The 18,499-nt window shown below is 51.9% G+C and carries 15 protein-coding genes and 1 rRNA gene; 11 read left to right on the top strand and 5 right to left on the bottom strand.

Annotated elements, in window-relative coordinates; translation table 11 throughout:
- Positions 1–65: ribosomal RNA gene (locus NFR55_RS05120) — 16S ribosomal RNA — on the top strand; the annotation flags it as partial.
- Positions 66–375: 310 nt separating this feature from the next.
- Here NFR55_RS05120 and NFR55_RS05115 read toward each other — a convergent pair.
- Together NFR55_RS05115 and NFR55_RS05110 are read right to left on the bottom strand one after the other, a co-directional pair.
- Entirely contained in the window at positions 376–1,236 is an 861-nt protein-coding gene (locus NFR55_RS05115) for a Ppx/GppA phosphatase family protein (RefSeq protein ID WP_251546963.1), read from the bottom strand.
- 2 nt (positions 1,237–1,238) lie between these two features.
- Complete coding sequence (locus tag NFR55_RS05110; RefSeq protein ID WP_251546961.1) at positions 1,239–1,526, bottom strand: septum formation initiator family protein; 288 nt, start codon at positions 1,524–1,526, stop codon at positions 1,239–1,241.
- Positions 1,527–1,675: 149 nt separating this feature from the next.
- Between NFR55_RS05110 and fabV the strand changes: the two genes are divergently transcribed.
- On the top strand, positions 1,676–2,839 hold the full coding sequence (gene fabV / locus NFR55_RS05105; protein WP_251546959.1) for an enoyl-ACP reductase FabV: 1,164 nt from the start codon (positions 1,676–1,678) through the stop codon (positions 2,837–2,839).
- A gap of 56 nt (positions 2,840–2,895) precedes the next feature.
- On the opposite strand, the gene NFR55_RS05100 is transcribed toward fabV, so the two are convergent.
- Positions 2,896–3,714 (bottom strand): MurR/RpiR family transcriptional regulator, encoded by an 819-nt coding sequence (locus NFR55_RS05100; RefSeq protein ID WP_251546957.1) that lies wholly within the window; start codon positions 3,712–3,714, stop codon positions 2,896–2,898.
- 280 nt (positions 3,715–3,994) lie between these two features.
- Between NFR55_RS05100 and NFR55_RS05095 the strand changes: the two genes are divergently transcribed.
- From NFR55_RS05095 to NFR55_RS05055, 9 genes are all read left to right on the top strand, one after another.
- Positions 3,995–6,373: a glycoside hydrolase family 38 N-terminal domain-containing protein gene (locus NFR55_RS05095; protein ID WP_251546955.1), complete on the top strand. Its 2,379-nt coding sequence runs from the start codon at positions 3,995–3,997 to the stop codon at positions 6,371–6,373.
- Positions 6,370–7,251, top strand: coding sequence for an ROK family protein (locus NFR55_RS05090; RefSeq protein ID WP_251546954.1), 882 nt, complete (start codon positions 6,370–6,372; stop codon positions 7,249–7,251). The genes NFR55_RS05095 and NFR55_RS05090 overlap by 4 nt, the downstream gene beginning before the upstream one ends.
- On the top strand, positions 7,248–8,969 hold the full coding sequence (locus tag NFR55_RS05085) for a class I mannose-6-phosphate isomerase (RefSeq protein WP_251546952.1): 1,722 nt from the start codon (positions 7,248–7,250) through the stop codon (positions 8,967–8,969). Before NFR55_RS05090 ends, NFR55_RS05085 begins: the two co-directional genes overlap by 4 nt.
- A gap of 48 nt (positions 8,970–9,017) precedes the next feature.
- Positions 9,018–10,307 carry an ABC transporter substrate-binding protein gene (locus NFR55_RS05080; RefSeq protein ID WP_251546950.1) on the top strand — a complete coding sequence of 430 codons (1,290 nt, stop codon included), beginning with the start codon at positions 9,018–9,020 and terminating at the stop codon, positions 10,305–10,307.
- 14 nt (positions 10,308–10,321) lie between these two features.
- Positions 10,322–11,221, top strand: coding sequence for a carbohydrate ABC transporter permease (locus NFR55_RS05075; protein ID WP_251546949.1), 900 nt, complete (start codon positions 10,322–10,324; stop codon positions 11,219–11,221).
- 13 nt (positions 11,222–11,234) lie between these two features.
- Positions 11,235–12,119 carry a carbohydrate ABC transporter permease gene (locus tag NFR55_RS05070; RefSeq protein ID WP_251546948.1) on the top strand — a complete coding sequence of 295 codons (885 nt, stop codon included), beginning with the start codon at positions 11,235–11,237 and terminating at the stop codon, positions 12,117–12,119.
- 80 nt (positions 12,120–12,199) lie between these two features.
- Positions 12,200–14,521, top strand: a complete 2,322-nt coding sequence (locus tag NFR55_RS05065; RefSeq protein ID WP_251546947.1) for a hypothetical protein — start codon at positions 12,200–12,202, stop codon at positions 14,519–14,521.
- A gap of 7 nt (positions 14,522–14,528) precedes the next feature.
- On the top strand, positions 14,529–15,833 hold the full coding sequence (locus NFR55_RS05060; protein WP_251546946.1) for a glycoside hydrolase family 76 protein: 1,305 nt from the start codon (positions 14,529–14,531) through the stop codon (positions 15,831–15,833).
- A 69-nt stretch (positions 15,834–15,902) separates the two neighbouring features.
- Positions 15,903–16,871 (top strand): Gfo/Idh/MocA family protein, encoded by a 969-nt coding sequence (locus tag NFR55_RS05055; protein WP_251546945.1) that lies wholly within the window; start codon positions 15,903–15,905, stop codon positions 16,869–16,871.
- A gap of 272 nt (positions 16,872–17,143) precedes the next feature.
- Here the strand turns inward: NFR55_RS05055 and NFR55_RS05050 are convergent, their stop codons facing one another.
- Positions 17,144–17,647, bottom strand: a complete 504-nt coding sequence (locus tag NFR55_RS05050) for a TspO/MBR family protein (RefSeq protein WP_251546944.1) — start codon at positions 17,645–17,647, stop codon at positions 17,144–17,146.
- 64 nt (positions 17,648–17,711) lie between these two features.
- Positions 17,712–18,482: an undecaprenyl-diphosphate phosphatase gene (locus NFR55_RS05045; RefSeq protein WP_251546941.1), complete on the bottom strand. Its 771-nt coding sequence runs from the start codon at positions 18,480–18,482 to the stop codon at positions 17,712–17,714.
- Positions 18,483–18,499: the final 17 nt, after the last annotated feature.

Raw genomic sequence — 18,499 nt, 5'->3', positions numbered from 1 at the left:
CGATGACTGGGGTGAAGTCGTAACAAGGTAGCCGTATCGGAAGGTGCGGCTGGATCACCTCCTTTTAAGGAACTCGCAAATAGAGCGAGTATACTTCAAGAAGAGAGGTTGGGGAAAGATAAAGTTGTTTAAGCCCAACCGAGTGTTAATTCGATTAGCAAGAAATCTATTTCGTAAGTGTGCTTAAGTAAAGAGGACTGTCTGTTAACCGCGACAGTCCTCTTTTTTTGTGTTTTATGATTTAGTATGAGATTGCCGCGGGTGCAAGCACCCTCGCAATGACAGTGCGCTCGGCTAAGGACAATGTTTACCCGTCATTGCGAGCGTAGCGAAGCAATCCCCTGCATGAGAAAACAAACTATATATGACAACGTATTACTTGCAACGTAACAAATAGTAGCCTTCTATGTTGTCGCGTTCCGATACCGTGTATTGCGAAAATCCGAACTTATTAAGAACGCGGAGCGAAACGAGTGCGCCGTAGCCTATTACGCGGGCGCGGTTGGGCGTGAGCGAGGGGTATTCCGCGAGTAAGTCCGCGCCTTCGAAAAATCGGGTTGCAACGCTCTCCAAAAATTCGCGCGTTACCGTAGAGCCGTGCACTTTGTTCATATCGTATTTTTCGGGGCATGCGAGCATGCCGCCGAGCGCGGTTGCCGTGCCGCCTATTCCTATCAGTTTTTCGGCGGGCGGCAGGGGCGCGTTCAAAGCGGCGGATATGAGTTTTTCCGCTTTCTCTCGCGAAAACGCCGCGCCGTCGCGCAGGCGCACGCAACCTACGGGGTTGCTCTTTTTATACGTTATGGCGTTGTTCTTGCCGCAAACTATTTCGCAACTCGCGCCGCCTATATCGAATACCGCGGCGATTTCGTGCGAGTAGGAAGCCGCGCCCGCATACCCGATTTCGGCTTCGGTTTCGCCGCTCAGCACGTCTACGGCAATTCCGGTGCGCCTTAATACCTCCGCCGTAAATTCGCTGCCGTTTTTGGCGGCGCGTACCGCTTCGGTGGCGAATATCGCCGTTTCGTCCGCGCCGTCGCGCTTCGCTTCTCTGCAAAATTGCTCTATTGCAACTACGGTACGTTCGATTGCTTCGTGCTTTAACTCGCCCGAAAAAAACAGCCCGTCGGCGAGGACGGTGCTGTTTATCTTTTTTGCCGCAACGGTAGTGCTTTCGTCGAGTACGGCGTACCGTACCGAATTGCTGCCAACGTCTATTATCGCGGTGCTTTTCATTGTTATTTTCCTACGAACGATATTTCGTCTTTGCCTTTCATGTTGAGGTATTCGCGAGCTATCATTTCTATGTATTCGTCGCTCTTGTAGTATTCGAGGTTGGACGCGCCGAGCTCGAGTCGCGCGTTGAGGTCGGCGAGCTGCCGCTCCAGCCGCTCTTTGCGCGAGGTGGCGGAAGCCAAACTTACAAGACCCACTATAAGCGATATAAGCATTAGCACGGCGAAAGCGGCGCACGCCGCAACTACTATTATCTTGACTTTTTCGCGGTTTTCCGCACGTATCTGCATTGAATTACACTCCTTTAGTTTACCGTTTCATATATTATATCACTTGTTTCGCTCTTGCGCAACCTTTTTTGCGGGTTTTGCCGTGCTTCGGTTTAATTGACAAATTTTCCGCTATGTTATATAATCGGATAAGATAAGGAGATTTGTATATGATAATAGAACCCAAAGTAAGAGGATTTATATGCACCACGGCTCACCCCGAGGGTTGCAAAGCGGCGGTAAATTCGCAGATAGCGGTAGCCGAAAAGTACGCGGGCAAGATAAACGCGGGCAAGCGTGCGCTCGTGATAGGCGGAAGCACCGGCTACGGATTGGCTTCGCGCATTGCGCTTGCGTTCGGCGGCGGCGCGGCTACGCTTAACGTGATGTTCGAACGCGCGGCGGCGGGCGTGAGAACGGCAACCGCGGGCTGGTACAACACTGCGGCTTTCGAGCAGGCGGCGGAGAAAAAAGGACTTTACGCAAAGAGCGTGAACGGCGACGCGTTTTCTAAAGAGATAAAAGAGCGCGTAATAGAAATAATCAAGCGCGACTTGGGAAAAGTGGACGCGGTTGTGTACTCGCTTGCCGCGCCGCGCCGCACCATGCCCGACGGCTCGGTTTGCAATTCGGTGCTTAAAACGGTGGGCGAAAACTTTACGAATAAAACTATTGATTTGCGCACGGGCGAGGTGGGCGAAATAACCGTTACTCCCGCAACTCCCGAGGAGATAGACGCCACCGTAAAGGTAATGGGCGGCGAAGATTGGGCGGACTGGATTGCCGCGCTTACGGCTGCGGGAGCGCTCGAAGAGGGCGCGCTCACGCTCGCGTATTCCTACATAGGACCCAAAGTAACGCACCCCATATACATGAACGGCAGTATCGGCATGGCTAAACGCGATTTGTACTACACCGCAAAAGCCATATCCAAAAAGTACGGCGTTAACGCCCGCGTTTCGGTAAACAAGGCTCTCGTAACGCAGTCGAGCTCGGCTATACCCGTTGTGCCGCTTTATATTTCGCTCTTGTATAAGGCTATGAAAAAGGCGGGCACGCACGAGGGGTGCATAGAGCAGATGTGCAGGCTGTTCTCCCAAAAACTCGGCGTTTACGACTCCGAGGGCTACATAAGGCTCGACGACCTCGAAATGGACGAGAAGATACAAAAAGAGGTTTCCGAGGCGTGGAAAGCCGTGAACACTCAAAACCTTGACGAATACGCCGATATCGCCGGCTATTGGGACGACTTTTACAAGATGTTCGGCTTTAAGTTCGCAGACGTGGATTATTCCGCCGACGTAAACGCCGAGGCGGAAATAAAAGAGGCGTAAAAAATATAGGAAAATAAAGAAACCGTTCGGGTATATCCGAGCGGTTTCTTTGCGTGTTACAGTTCTTTATCGAGCACCGCGATTGCCGTGCGCTCGAGATTTTTTTGCGATAGGTCTTCGGTACGTTTGAATACCGCCGCCGCAAGCACGTCTATTACGTAAAGTTGGCTTATTTTAGCTACGAGCGAGCCGCTGTCGAGCGGTGCGCTTTTTGTCACTACGTGGAGGGGGACGTCGGCGTACATGCTTAGCGGCGACTTTAAGTAGTTGGTGATTATAATGAGTTTCGCGCCGATTTGCTTTGCCGTTTGCGCCACGCCTATTATGTCTTTGGTGCTTCCGCTCACCGAAAACAGCACGAGCACGTCGTCGGCGGTGAGGGTGGAGGTTGCGATTGTTTGAAAGTGACTGTCGGTTAGGTGGAAGGCGTGTATGCCGAAGCGCAGGAATTTGTTGCGCATTTCTTCCGCCGCAACGCCCGAGTTGCCGCTGCCCATGCAGTATATGCGCTTAGCTCCGAGCAAAATGGAAACCGCCTTTTCGAGGTTTTCGCGGTTTATGAGTTCGTAAGTGGAGTGCAGGGCGGTAGTCATGTTGTTCATTATATTAAACGCGAAATCGCCAGAGTCGCCCGTGTATTCGGTGTTGCTCTGCGCAAGCAACATTCTGAACTCCGAGTATCCTCTCAGACCCAACTTACGGCAAAAGCGCAAAAGAGTGGACTCGGCAACGTTGCAAAAAGCCGCGAACTCGGTAATCGATAGATAACTCAAGTTGCTTATGTTGTTCGAAGCCAAGCATTTTATAATAGCGTTGTCTTGCTTGGTTGCATGCTGTTTTATCAGTTCTATCCTGTCAAAAACATTTTCCGCCATAAAATTTCGCCTTAAATTTGGTTTGAGTACTTAAATTTTATCATATTTTCGCTTTTGTGTCAAGAGTTATAAACTTTTTACACCTCAAAAATGACAGCAAATTTTCATAAACACACTTAAAAAATAAAAATATGCCGTGAAAATGCTATATTTTTATTGACATGTATATATTTTGGTGGTATAATTGTCAGGACAAATGCCAAATAAATGAAAAATCGCTTTCATTTTGACGGTAAATTATGGTAAAGTTGCAAAAAATAGAAGCGTGAGGAGAATGAATATGTCTAAAATGACGGTTTACGTAATCCACCACAGTCATACCGACGTAGGGTATACCGATACTCAGGAAAAAATGAAAGCCCACCACATAGGGTTTATACGCGAGGTGTTGGGGCTTGTAAAGAAAGAACCGCGTTTTAAGTGGAATTGCGAGAGCTATTGGGCGGTGCGCTGTTTTTTGGCGGACGCGTCGAACGAGGAAAAGAAAGCGTTTGTTGCGGCGGTTAAGTCGGGCAACATAGGGCTTTCGGGCAGTTATCTCAATTTAACCGACCTTGCGAGCGAACGCGTGCTCAACGAAACGGCGGACAAGTGCGTTAAAGAACTTTCTGCGCTCGGGTTGCAGTGCAAGTGCGCCATGACCGCCGATATAAACGGCTACGGTTGGGGATTTTCCGACGTGCTTTACAGCCACGGCGTGCGCGCGCTGTTATCATCTATACACACGCATCACGGCTATCATCCGCTGTTCCGCAAGCAAACGCCCTTTTATTGGATTACTCCCAAAGGCAACAAATTGCTCGTGTGGAACGGCGAACACTACTTGTTCGGAAACGAGCTCGGCATTGCGCAGGCGTCGGAATTCGAGTACACGTTGCAAGACGGTCTTACCTTTGCGGGCATGAGCGCGTACGAGAAATCATGCGTGCGCATAAAAGCGTTTATAGATACGGCTCGCAAGCAGGGCTACGAGTACGATTTCATAACCGCGTCGGTGAGCGGCAACATGACCGACAACTCGCCCGCTTCTCTCAAAGTATTGGAATTCATAGACCGCTACAACTCCGAACACAAAGATACAGAACTTAAGCTCGCCACGCTCGACGAATTTTTCGCGGCGGTGGCGAAACTGAAAAACATACCCGAGTATTCGGGCGATTGGACTGACTGGTGGGCAGACGGCGTGGGGTCTACGCCCGCCGACACGATGCAGTTTCGCGCGGCTCAACGCGCCTACTCGGTTGCCCGCAAGCTCGACGAAAGCGGAGAGATAGGCGGGGCGGAAAACTACGCTTCCGCGCTCGATAATTTGATGATATACGCCGAGCACACTTGGGGATATTCGTCTTCAATAACCGAGCCGTACCATCCGCAAGTGAACAACCTCGACCAGTGGAAACGGCTTTACGCGCTCAAGGCGTGCGAGTCGGCAACGATAGCGTGCGAGCGCATACGCAGGCGCTACGGCGAAACGCCCATATCGCTTCACCGCGAACTCAAGTTCAGAGCGGTGAACCCGCACGACTTTGCGGTGCGCGAAGTGCTCGTGCAAGACCTCGAACATTTTTACGGTCACACCCATTTCGACGTGATAGACGAAAAGAGCGGCGGAAGCGTGCCCTTTCAGATTAGCAGTTATTCGCGCGGACCGGAAATGTGCATACTCGCGTCGCTTGCGCCAAAAGAGGTTAAAACGTTTATACTGCGCGAAAAAGAGAAGCCCGAAGTTGAAAGCGCGGGACTGTGCGCGCAAAGGGGAATAGAGGGGATATCGGATATTTACCGCGTGATAAGCGCGGACTCCGAAAACTACGCCTACACGAACGCGATAGAGAACGCGCACATGCGCATAGAGTATTCGCGCCCTCGCGGAATTACGAGCATTTTCGACAAAAAACGCAAACGCGAACTCATTGCGAGGGGAGGCACGGCGTTCCGCCCCGTATACGAGGTTACGCCGCGCGGCGATACCGAAGATTACCTGTGGGTGCGCCGCAACATGGGCAGAAACCGCAAGGCGGTGCGCACCGAGCGCGATTACGGCGAACTTACCGATATTAAGGTGCTTGAAAACGGGCGGTTATACTCGCGAGCGGAACTCGTGTATTCGCTCAAAGGAACGAGCCGTTGCAGCGTGATTATTACCGCATACAAAGATATGCCGCGCCTTACCGCCGACCTGCGCATGCACAAAAACAGCGTGTGGGAACCCGAGAACGTGTATATAGAGTTGCCGTTTGCAAATGAGGACGGCGAGCTTTACATGGATAAAGCGGGCGCGGTGTTCCGCCCGAGAATAGACCAACTGCCGGGCACGTGCGTGGATTTCTACGCGCTCCAAAACGGTGCGGCGCACGTAGGTAAAAACGGTTCGGTGCTCATAACCTCGCCCGACGCGCCGCTCATGGCAATGGGCACGCTCGAGGCGCACGCCGTAAAGCTCATGGGCGACGGGCTCCCCAACAACGACGAACTTTACGGCTGGGTTATGAACAACTTTTGGGAAACCAACTTTAAGGCGAGCTTGGGCGGATTTTATCAGTTCGGATACGGCTTGCAGTTAAGCGACGCGACCGACGCCGAAACGGCGTTCCGCGAAATGGAAGCAATCAACGAAGGCATACTCACGTTTTACGCCTTCGAGGGCGATAAGAAATGAAAGCTCTCGGCATAGATTTGGGCGGCACGAGCGTTAAACTCGGAATAGTGCAAGACGGCGCGGTAATAAGTTCGGCTTCGGTGCCCACCCGCAAAAACAGCGACTACGAGGGAATTGTGGGCGATATAGTGGCGGCGGCTAAAAAGCTGTGCGACGGGCACGAGATAGAAAAGGCGGGGATAGGCTCGCCCGGACTCATAAACTCGTCGAGCGGCAAAGTGTGTTACTCCAACAACATTCGCTGGAGCGACTACCCTCTTCGCGACGATATATCCAAAGCTCTCGGCGTGCCCGCGGCAATCGCCAACGACGCGAAGTGCGCCGCGCTCGGCGAGGCTGTTGTGGGTGCGGGCAAGAGCTATTCGCGCGTGGCTATGCTCACGCTCGGCACGGGAGTGGGCGGCGGATTTGCGGTAAACGGCAAGATAGAGGGCGGCAACATACACGCCGACGCGTCGGGAATATTCGGGCATATGACTCTCGTTCCGGGCGGCAGGGAGTGCAACTGCGGCAGAAAAGGTTGCCTTGAAAGTTACTGTTCGGCAACGGCGGTGTCCGAGCGAGCGCAGTCGGTGTTCGGGCGACAGATAACCGCGAAAGAGGTTTTCAGGCTCGCGCTCGAAAGGAACAGGGTGGCAAAAAAGATAGTGGACGACTTTGCGGGATATCTCGCCGTGGCGATAGTAAATCTTGCCAACATACTGCGCCCCGAGTGTTTCGTGATAGGCGGCGGCATGGCGGCTTCGGCGGAAATGTTTTTGCCGATAGTGCGTAAAAAGACGGAAAAAGAATTGTACGGAGAAAAATATGCGCCCGTAAAGATTGTGTCGGCTCAACTCGGCAACGCCGCGGGCATAGTAGGAGCAACGTTATTATGAAAGGTTACGGAAATTACGACAAGTACCCCGAGCTCGAGATTAAAGGGTTCGAGGCTCGGCAGGGCTACGATAGCATTGCGAAAAAGTTCGCTTTGCTCGCAAAGGGCAAAGAACGCTTCGTGATAGTTATGGACTGCTACACGCAGGTGGAACAGCAAAAGGTGCGCGAGGGGCTTGCCTCGCTCGGCGCAACTTGGTTTTTCACCGATGCGGCAATGACCGAGAAAAAGGAGTACAACGCCCGCATTGCGCCCTTTGTTACGAACGACAGAGTGTTCGGCGTGATGAACGCGCTTAAGTTTACCGACTTTATTGAAGAGGACAAAGCGGAAAAACTACGCGCCGAAATAGGCGCGGCAAAGGGCGTGATATGCGTTATGGGCGTTTGCGCCTCGCTCGTTGCGAGCGGCGACTTAACCGTGTATCTCGACCTTGCGCGTTGGGAAATTCAGCGCAGGTTCGCATGCGGCGCAACCAACTGGAACACCGACAACGCGCAGGCAAACAAGCTCGCCAAATTCAAACAGGGATTTTTCGTGGAGTGGCGCATGGCGGACCGTCACAAGCGCAACGTAATGAAAACCGCCGACTATTTGCTCGATACCAACGACACCGCCGAGCCTAAGCTCGTGAGCGGCGAGGGCTGGCGCAAGGGACTCGAAACTTTTGCGAGTCGCCCGTTCAGACTCGTGCCGTACTTTGCGCCCGAGGTGTGGGGCGGACAGTGGATGAAAGAGGTTTGCGGACTTGATAAGAGCGAAAAGAACTACGCTTGGGCGTTCGACGGCGTACCCGAGGAGAACAGCATATTCATGCGTTTCGGCAACGTGCGCGTGGAAGTGCCCTCTATAGACGTTGTGTTTTATCGCCCCGCGCAACTGCTCGGCAACAAGGTGCACGCCCGCTTCGGCGACGAGTACCCCATACGTTTCGATTTCCTCGACACCATGGGAGGGCAGAACCTGTCGTTGCAGGTACACCCGCTCACCGAGTACATTCAGCACACTTTCGGCATGCACTACACGCAGGACGAGAGCTACTACATTTTGGACTGCGAAGACAATACGCACGTGTATCTCGGGCTCAAAGAAAACGTGAACAAAGAACAAATGCTTGCCGACCTCGAGAAAGCGCAACGCGGAGAGTGCGAGTTTCCCGCCGAAAAGTACGTAAACAAATTCCCCGTGAAAAAGCACGACCATTTCTTAATCCCCGCGGGCACGGTGCACTGCTCGGGTTCGGACACAATGGTGCTCGAGATAAGCGCAACGCCGTATATATTCACGTTCAAGCTGTGGGACTGGTCGAGATTGGGGCTTGACGGCTTGCCGCGCCCCGTGCACATAAACCACGGCAAACACGTAATTCAGTGGGACAGAGACACCGAGTGGGTAAAGAAAAATCTCGTAAACCGCTTCGAGCTAATCAACAAAGAAGAGGGCTTTACGGAAGAGCGCACGGGACTGCACGAGCGCGAGTTTATAGAAACGCGCCGCATGAAGATAACGGGCAAAGCTACGGTAAAGGCGGAAGACAGCGTAACCGAAGCCAACGTGGTAGACGGCAAGGGCGCCATAATAGAAAGCCCGACGGGCGCGTTCGAGCCTTACGAGGTGCACTATGCCGAAACGTTTATAATTCCTGCGAGCGCGGGAGACTATACGGTGCGCCCGCTCGACGGCGAAGTAACAATAATAAAAGCCACGGTGCGCGGCTGAAAATCGTTTAACAAGTAAAATAAACAATCTCCAAAGGAGGACTATGATATGAAAAAGTTGGTTTCGTGTGCTTTAACTGCCGTGTTGTGCGTATGCCTCGCGCTCGGTTTCGCGGGGTGCGGCGCAAACAACGCGAACACGATTGTGGTGTGGTGCGAAGCGACGGGCTCGGACAAACAGGTTATGGACGAGTTCGTAAAGTATTTCAACGATAACAACGAATTCGGCTACACAATGACCTACAAAATGCAAGACAGCGTAACCGCATCTATTTCCACGGCTTCCATGGGCGGCAGTGCGCCCGATATCGCCGTTTGGCCGCGCTGGGAAACTGTGAGCAAAAACAAGCTCGTGCACGACCTCACTCAAAAGATAGAGGAGAGCGATGTTATAAACCTCAGCGACTACAACGAAGCGGCGCAACGCGAACTTACGGTGAAAGGCAAAACTTACGGCGTTTCCACCGACCTCGACGCTTGGGGATTGTGGTGCAACATGGACCTCATGACCGAGGAGCAGATACCCGCAACCTGGGCTCAACTCAAAGAGTCTACCCGCACGCTTACGAGCGGCGAGGGCACGGACAAAATCGTGGGGCTTGACGCTTACAACCTGCGCGGTCAGTTCTACAGCTTTATGCTCACGCTCGACAACGCGCAACTTGTGGATACGAGCGGAATGTTTCCCACGATAAACATAGACGTTTCCGACAAAAACTCCAAATCTTACCGCGACGCCGAAAACGTGATGAACCTGTTTATAGAGCTTATGGAAATTACGGGTTGCCCCACCGATTATCATACCGACGATAAGTTTATAGAGGGCAAAGTTGCCATGAAATTCGGACCGAGCAACTACGCGAGCACCGTTAAAACCCTTCTCGGAAAGGAAATGAATTTGCGCTTTGTGGGCTATCCCGCGTTCAGCGAAACCGAGGGAAACTCGGCGGGTATGCTCGGCGGCTACTCGCTCGCCGTTCCCAAATCCAAAAATTTGGATAAGAGCTTTAAGGTTATAGAGTGGTGGCTCAAAGACGAAAACCTTTCAAAGTACTGCGAGCTTTACGGCTTTTTGCCCGCAAAAACCGCTTTGCAGGAAAGCGAATTCGTTTCGCAAAATTCCACTTTATCCACAATGAAAGAGCTTCTTCCCACGTGTGACGTTCGACCCATAGTGAAAGGGTATTCCAACGTGGAAATCGCTTGGATATTCGCAACCATAGACTCGTTGCGCGAGTATATCCGCGAGGGTAAAGGAAGCATAAAAGACGCGGAAACCGCGCTCAAACAGATTAAAAAGAACGGCGACGAAATGTTCAAACTCGAGTTTGTGATGTAACGGAGAAATCGGAAATGACGGCTACTGTAAAGAAAAAGAGAACTTTGCAATCTCGGCTCGAGGTGAAAGGCTTTTTGTTCGTGTTGCCCTCGCTCCTGTTCTTTTTGCTCTTTGTGCTCGTGCCCATAATAATGGCAGTAACGCTCGCGTTTACGCGGTACGACGGCTTGGGCGAAATGGAGTTTGTGGGGTTTGACAACTTTGTAAACATTTTCACCCTCGATACCGTTTATCTCAAATCGTTTGCGAACGTGGCTTGGTACGCGTTGTTTGCAATCCCGCTTTCGGTGGTGCTTCCGCTTGTGTACGCGCTCTTGATTAACTCCAAAGTGGCGGGCGGCAAAGTGTTTCGCGCCATATACTACCTGCCGGGGCTTACGAGCGCGGTGGCGGCGGCAACCGTTTTCCGCCTTGTGTTCAATCCCGATATAGGCATTGTGAACTCCTTTTTGCGCATTTTCGCAATCGAAGGTCCGCAGTGGTTGGAGTCGTCGAGCACGGCTATGATTACCATAGTTATACTCGCAATGTGGCAGGGAATAGGCGGCAACATGATAATCTACGCCGCGGCAATGAAAGGCATTTCGCCCGAGATTTACGAAGCGGGTAAAATAGACGGCGCGACAAAGCCGTATATGTTCTTTAAGATTACGTTGCCGCTTCTTTTGCCCACGACTTTCTTTATAATCACAATGAGCATAATAGGCGCGTTTCAGCTTTACGACCAAGTGCTCACCATGACCGACGGCGGACCCGCAAACTCCACCGTAACGCCCGTGTTCGTGATATATAACCGAGCGTTCGGCACTAATACGAGTATGGGTTACGCTTCGGCGCAGGCGGTAATACTGTTCGCGCTCATTGCGGTTATATCCACTGTTACACAGCGGTTCGTGAAAGACCGCGCGTATTAAAGGGGGTTGCGAGATGACTAAACTTACACCCAAAACCAAAAATCGAATTGAAAAAACAACGCTGTTTATAGTAATGCTCGCGCTCGCGTTTATCGCGCTTGCGCCGTACTACTGGTCTATTCTCATTTCGTTCCGTCCGCAGAGCGAAATATACGCAACGCGTTCGTGGCTGCCCGTTTCGGTAACGCTCGAGCACTACAAAAACGTGTTCGAAAACGTGGCTGTGGTTCGCTATTTCTTCAACACGATAGGGCTTACGGCGGTGAATATTTTCACCAACCTGCTGTTTGCTTCCATGGCGGCATACGGCTTCGAGAAACTGCGTTTCCGCGGCGGCAAACTCATTTTCCGCATTATGATGCTCTCCATGATGTTGCCGGGAATTGCAACCACCGTGCCCACGTTTTTGCTTCTTCGTTCCTTTCCGCTCGTGGGCGGCAACGATATATTCGGCAACGGCGGCTCGGGATTTATAGGCACGTTCTTGGGCGTGATACTGCCGGGTACGGTGGGCGTATACGGCATATTCTTTATGCGGCAGTTCCTAATCCCCGTAAGCAGTGAATACGCCGAGTCGGCGCGTATAGACGGCGCGGGCGAATTGCGCATATTCTTTAAGATTTATCTGCCCATGCTCGTGCCCGCGCTCCTCACCCTCGGAATATTCTGCTTTCAGGGCGTTTGGAACTCGTATATGTGGCCCAACCTGATACTGCAAGGTCACGAGGAGATGAGCGTGCTCACAATGGCGCTGCGCAATTTCTCGCTCGAAACCAAGTTCCAGTACGGACCTATGATGGCGATGAGCGTGCTCATGAGCATACCCGTTATAGCGGTGTTCATAGCCATGCAAAAATACTTTATCAGCGGCGTGGCTATAGGCGGACTCAAAGGCTGATAAATTCATAAACTTTGTATAATTCCGGAAAACTATACTCAAACCGGTATTATAAAAAATCAAATAACGGAGGATTTTGTATGAAGACAGTTGGCAAAATGAAACGGGCGATAATCGCGCTTGCGGTAACGCTTTGTTTCGCGGTGGTGTCGTGCGGGGTACTGCTCGGCACGGTACGCGCCTACGCGGCGGATAAAGTATTTGAATACGGCGGATTGGAAGGGCGTACGTTTATCGGCGGCATTACTCGTGCCGATATTGAAAACGCATTTGAAGAAGAAGGCGCAAGGCTTAAAGCGGATATGGCGCAAGCGGGAGTTGCTCTTGACACGAGCGGCAGTCATGCTCCGCTCATGAATGGTTGGGAAGCGTTCGGTGGCTTTTTGGCAGCACATTTGAACCTCGGCAACTATGCACAGGGTGCGGGGCTGTGGGCAAGCGATTACGCATTTATGGTATTTAATCCGTATGATAAAAAAGCATACACGGTTAAAGGTAAAAGCGTTAATGCTTACGCCAATGCTTCTAACGGTTGGAAAGACCAAATTGTACATTTGGGATTGCCTAAAGGCAACGATTTTACTATCGAGGAAACAACCTATCAAAATTTCTCGCTCGGCTATACGAAAAACGGTCAAACGGTTTACGGTAAAAACGTGACTGATGCAGGAGTGGAAGAAGAACTAACGGCAGATGATATTGCCGAGAGTATGTATATCCCTATTTGGTACGACACTGCGTTTCCTATAGAGGTATTCAAAAAACTTACTATTTCGGATTACGCGAACGCTTACAAAGAATATTATGCGGATAAAGACGTTAACGTAAATCCTATAAGAGTTAATTTTAAGACGGATGGCGGTAAACCGCGCGATATTGTGTGGCGTCAGGATATTGTATCCGAAAACCAGAAAACGGGCGAAGTTATATTTAACGAAATTCGCAGAAAAATGTTTGCCGTAACGAATACGTTTCTCAACGATTATTACGGTAATTCGGCAAAATGGGGTGCGCCCGTAGCCGAGGAAAGAACGGTTACAAACGCAACCACTCAAAAAGATGTTGTGAGCCAGCAGTTCGCAAACGGCGTTGCCGTGCTCACCGAGAAAGAGGACGAAACCACCGAAATAGTTTTCCATGCGGCTATGAAAGTTGACGAAAACGGCGAAATCGTATCGGTAATAGGCGCGGACAGCGTAGGCGCAATTGCCGACGAACTGATTTCAAAGTTGCCGCAGGGCGTTACCGCCGAAGCCGTGAAAGCCGCGGTGCAAGCAAAATACGATAACGCTATGGGCGTGCCCGCCGCTCTCATGGAATTTGCGGAAGGAACGAATATACTCGTTCAGCGGTTCGTATCAAACGGGGGGGGGACTTCTGAAATTTCCCTCGACGTAAGCGCGCAAACGCTTACCGCGGTGCTCTTAAGTGCGGAAACTTACGAGCTTTACGAAAAGCCCACTCGCTTTAACGAGGGCAACAAAAAGTACGACGTAACGGGTGAAATGATACTCGGACCCGCAATTACCGACGCTTTTGCAGTAGGCGAGAAAACTTATCAAAACTTTTTGTACGGAGCTATCGAGCTTACCGCAGACGAAGACGACGCGGTGTTTCCCGGCGTGAATTACAAAGCTGACGGAACTCGCACCGTGCTCGATTTGTCGGCTAAAATAGTAATAGAAGACGACGTGTTTATTCCCAACAGCTACGGCAACGTGGGAGCCGCCGACCTGCTCGAAAAATTCCAAGCGGCATACAAAGAGTACGTTCAAAAAGGCGTTGCGCTCGGCATGCCCAACAAAGAGGGTATCGGCGCATGGTCGTCGGTAGAGGGCGGCATAGACGTTGAAACGGGCGAATTCAAAGACGGACAGGGCATGATTAAGCTCGGCTTGCACATGACCGACAGTAACGCTATTTGCTACTACGGCGTAACTGCAATGCTCGCGTACAGTCCCGAAGACGGCAAAGTATATATCCTTAAAGACGCCGTAATAAGCAACATGGCGAATTACTACAGCGTGTACGGCGCGCCCCGCGGCGACCTCACCAAAGCAGTACTCACTGTAGACGGCGAAGAATACGAGGTGGAAATTCAGAACTTCCAACTCGGATATTTAACGGTAATGGGCGGCAGTGCGAGTATGACCGCCGACCGTAACTGGGATTTCGAACTTAAGGGCGCGGTTAACCTCGACGGCAGCCGCATACCCGGCGTGGAATATCCCGGCGACGAAAAACCCGACGAAAAACCCGACGACAACGAGGTTGAAGCGGGTTGCGGTTGCGGCGGCGACCTTACCGCAGACGGCGCGTTGTTCGGCGGCGTTGCGGCGGTTGTAACGCTCGGCGCGGCTGCGGCTATCGTTCTTGCAAAAAAGCGCAAGGAGGATAGATAACGCGGATATGAAAATTTGGAAAAAAGCTATAGTATTGCTCGCCGCGCTCGTACTGAGCGCGGGAGTGCTCGGAGGGTGCAAGGCGGATAAGCCGCCCGAGGGCGAAAAAGAGCCGCCTCTCGTTACGGTGGAACGGCCCACCGAGGAGGAAACCCGCGCCAAAGCCATGGTAAAAGCTATTTTCGATAACTACGCGGTGAGCGGCGGAAGCGGCGAAAACGAGTATATAAACGTAAAAGAATATCACAACACAACGCAATCCGGATTTTTGTGGTCTAACTTCAGCGCGGCGGGCATGCAGTATTACATGTGCAAGCTCTATCCCGAAGATAACGAGCAGAAAGAAACTTTCCGCAAAATGATAAACAATTTCAAGTATTTTCGCCAAAGCAATCCTGCGGCTAACTCTGCGGCGGACTCGGTGAAATACCATTCGGGCAGAGGAAGCGAGGTAAACGGCGGGCACGGCGATTGTTTCTTCGACGACAACATTTGGGTTGCCCGCAACTTTCTCAGGGCTTACGAACTGTTCGGCGACGAGTGGTATCTCGAAGAAGCCAAGCGGGTAAACAACTGGGTGCTTTGGGGCTGGAACGACGACCTCAAAGGCATAGTTTGGAGCGAGGTTGGGCTTACCGACGGCGCGACCGAACAGCACCTCGAGCGCGGACTGAGCGCGAACGCTTGCGGCATAATGGTTAACGCAATGCTCAGCGAGCTTGCCGAAAACGCGGAGGAAAAAGCGTATTATTTCGAGTGGGCGGAAAAGTTCTACGACTTTTGCAAAATCATGCAGAACAAGCCCGAAAGTTACGATTACTGGAACGGCATACACACCGTTATCGAAAACGGCGTGCGCAAGAACGGCGGCGTAAACCGCGTGCACTACGCCTACAATTCGGGCAGTATGATTTTGGCGGACTTACTCATGTACGATTTGGAAACCGACCAAACCAAAAAGGCGGAGTATATGGACGACGCTGTGGGAACTTCGGCGGCGGCGAAGAAAACGTTTAACCTGCTCGACCCCGGCGCAAGCAAATTTTACTACACGGGCGACCCGTGGTTTGCGTGCATATTGAACGAAGCCTACTACGAGCTTAGGCTCTACAAGCCCGAAGAGGCAAGGAAATACATGGAGTCTTTCAATAAAAACGCAACGGCGGCTTATCTCAACCGCGACCCCGTAACCAAATTGTTCCCCTATCAGGCGACCAAAAAGTTTACGTGGGAGCAAAACGCCTCGTGGGTAATACATCAAGTGGGCGTTGCCGAACAGGCGGTGCTGTGCGCTCTTTACAGCATAGAGTGATAAATTAACTATATGTGCAACGGGTTTCGCTTTTTGCGAAGCCTTTTGCATAACCTCGAGGAAAGAAACGTGAAAGTTAAAATTGCGGTTATAGGCGCAACGGGTTCGGCGTATAAGCGCACGTTGCCCGCGCTCGAAAATTCGGATATTTGCCGCGCTGTGGCGGCTCAGGCGCGAAACGCCGAACTGCTCGCAAAAGCGTGCGAGCGTTTCGGCATAGGGGAGAGCTATACGAGCGAGGAACAAATGCTCGCGCGTGCCGACTATGACATGGTACTTATAGCAAACCCGCCGTTTATGCACCGCGAGAGCATAGCCCGCGCCGTTAAAACGGGCAAGCCGATACTGTGCGAAAAGCCGCTCGCGCAAAATGCCGCGGAAGCTGTGGCGTGCGCCGAACTGCTTGAAGATTACGGCGGCGGGTTTGCCGTGGCGCACCATTTGCGACACCAAAAGGCGTTTGCCGATATAAAAGAAATTTTGCGCTCGGGCGAGATAGGCAAAGCCGAAAGCGCGTGCTTTAGGTGGGGTTTTCGCATGAACGAAAACGCAAAAAACGCGCTTTGGAAACTCGACCCCGTGCTCGGCGGCGGAGGCACTCTGTCGGACAACGGCGTGCACGCTCTCGATATGGCGATAGCTTTGTTCGGCAAGCCGCAAAAGGTTGCGGGAAACAGTGCGCATATTCGCTTCGATACCGTATTCGACAGCGAAACCGCCTTTTTGGCATACAACGGATTGAGCGTAACGGTGAGTTCGTCGCAGTCGGCAAGCCCCGACTTTAACGACCTCGTTATATGCGGCGATTGCGGCAGGATAGAGGCGAGGGGATTTTTCGGCGAGAAGAGTTTGCGCGAGCTTACGGTGGATTGCGGGCAAGAGAAAAGACGCACGGTTTACAATGACGTAAATCCGTACGCCTTGGAAGTGGAAGATTTCGCGCGCCGCTACGTGCTTAACAGCACTGTCGAATACTGCGGCTCGTCGCTTTCCGACTCCGTTCTTGCTCTGCAAATCATTGAGGAAGCAAGGAAGTAAGTTACTTTCTCATGTAGGGGATTGCTTCGCTACGCTCGCAATGACAATTAAACGTGTGGGTATACCGTCATTGCGAGGGCACTTGTGCCCGCGGCAATCTCAAGCATGAAACATGTATGGTTGCTTTCTCATGTATGGGATTGCTTCGCTACGCTCGCAATGACAATTAAACGTGTGGATACCCGTCATTGCGAGGGCACTTGTGCCCGCGGCAATCTCAAGCATGAAACATGTATGGTTACTTTCTCATGTAAGGGATTGCTTCGAAACGCCTAATTCATAATCGCGATAAACAAATTCAAATACAGCGCGAACATCAGCCATGCTTCGTAGGGAATGAGAAGCGAACCCGCCACGGCCGACACTCTGAACGCGTATATGATAGTCGCGAGATTTATCGCAACCAAAGCGGCGAGCCACAAAAACGAGAACGCGTACCACTTGAGCGTGAAGAACGCGAACGGCCAAGCAAGGTTGAACGCAAGACCTATAGCCCACAAAATCACGGCTACGTTTTTGTCGCGCTCCAGCGTTTTGGTAACCGCGGGCTTGTTCATTATGAAGAACAGCGACGCGCCTATCATTGCGTAGAGTACGCCCCAAACTATGGGAAACACTTTGTCGGGCGGGGTTGCGGGCGGCAGAACGAGCATGCCGTAGCCTGCTTTACTGCCCGAGAACAGTCCCGACAAAAATCCGAGAAACATTGTGCCGAGCGTAGCCGTGACAAACACGGGTATGCTCGTTCTCTTTTTCAAATGTGCGGTTTGTGCCATTTTATTCGTATATACCTCCGTATTCAAACATAGTTTGCGCACGGAGCGGCTCAATTATCCGCGTTTAGAAAATATGCAGTACGTAGTCATTCAAAAGCATGAATACGGAGAGAAGCATGAGGTATATCGCAAAGCCGTCCAGGCTGTGTTTTTCGAGCAGTTTGAGCATGAATTTCACGGCAACGAGTCCGCTTATAAAAGACGAAATGAGCGCGGCAATCAGCGCGGGCGCGTCTATGCCGCCGCCTATGCCGTTGAACGCTATTTCCACTATGCTCGAGCCGACTATAACGGGTATGGAAATGAGGAACGAAAAGCGAGCCGCCTGTTTGCGCGGGTATCCGAGTATGGTTGCGGCGGCAATGGTTGCGCCGCTTCGGCTCAAACCCGGCAGCGCGGCTATGCCCTGCGCCGCGCCTATAATCGCCGCGTGAGGGTAGGTGAGCGGCTTTGGCGCGGTCTTGTTCGCCGCAAAGCCGCAACACAGCAGTAATATGCCCGTGATTATAAAGCAGTAAACGAGCATGTTGCCGTAAAGCGCGTCGCGAAACAGCACCGAAATCAAGCCCGCTATAATCGCCGTGGGCACGGAAGCCGTTACAATGAGTCGCATGGGTTTTGCGAGCGGCTTTCGCGCGATATCCCACACTTCGCGCCGCATAACTATAATTATGGCGGCGAGCGTTCCGAGATGACAAACGAGCTCGAACCCCAGCCCGAGTTGTCCCACGCCCAAAAAGTTTGCGGCGAGCAAGAGGTGTCCGCTGCTCGATACGGGTAAAAACTCCGTAAGTCCTTGCACTATTCCGAGAATTACAGCTTCGAGTACAGTCATGTTAAATATATATGTGC

The sequence above is a fragment of the Pumilibacter intestinalis genome (assembly GCF_943193005.1).
In the GTDB taxonomy this organism is placed as follows: domain Bacteria; phylum Bacillota; class Clostridia; order Christensenellales; family Pumilibacteraceae; genus Pumilibacter; species Pumilibacter intestinalis.
This window is presented reverse-complemented; position numbering and strand designations above follow the sequence as displayed.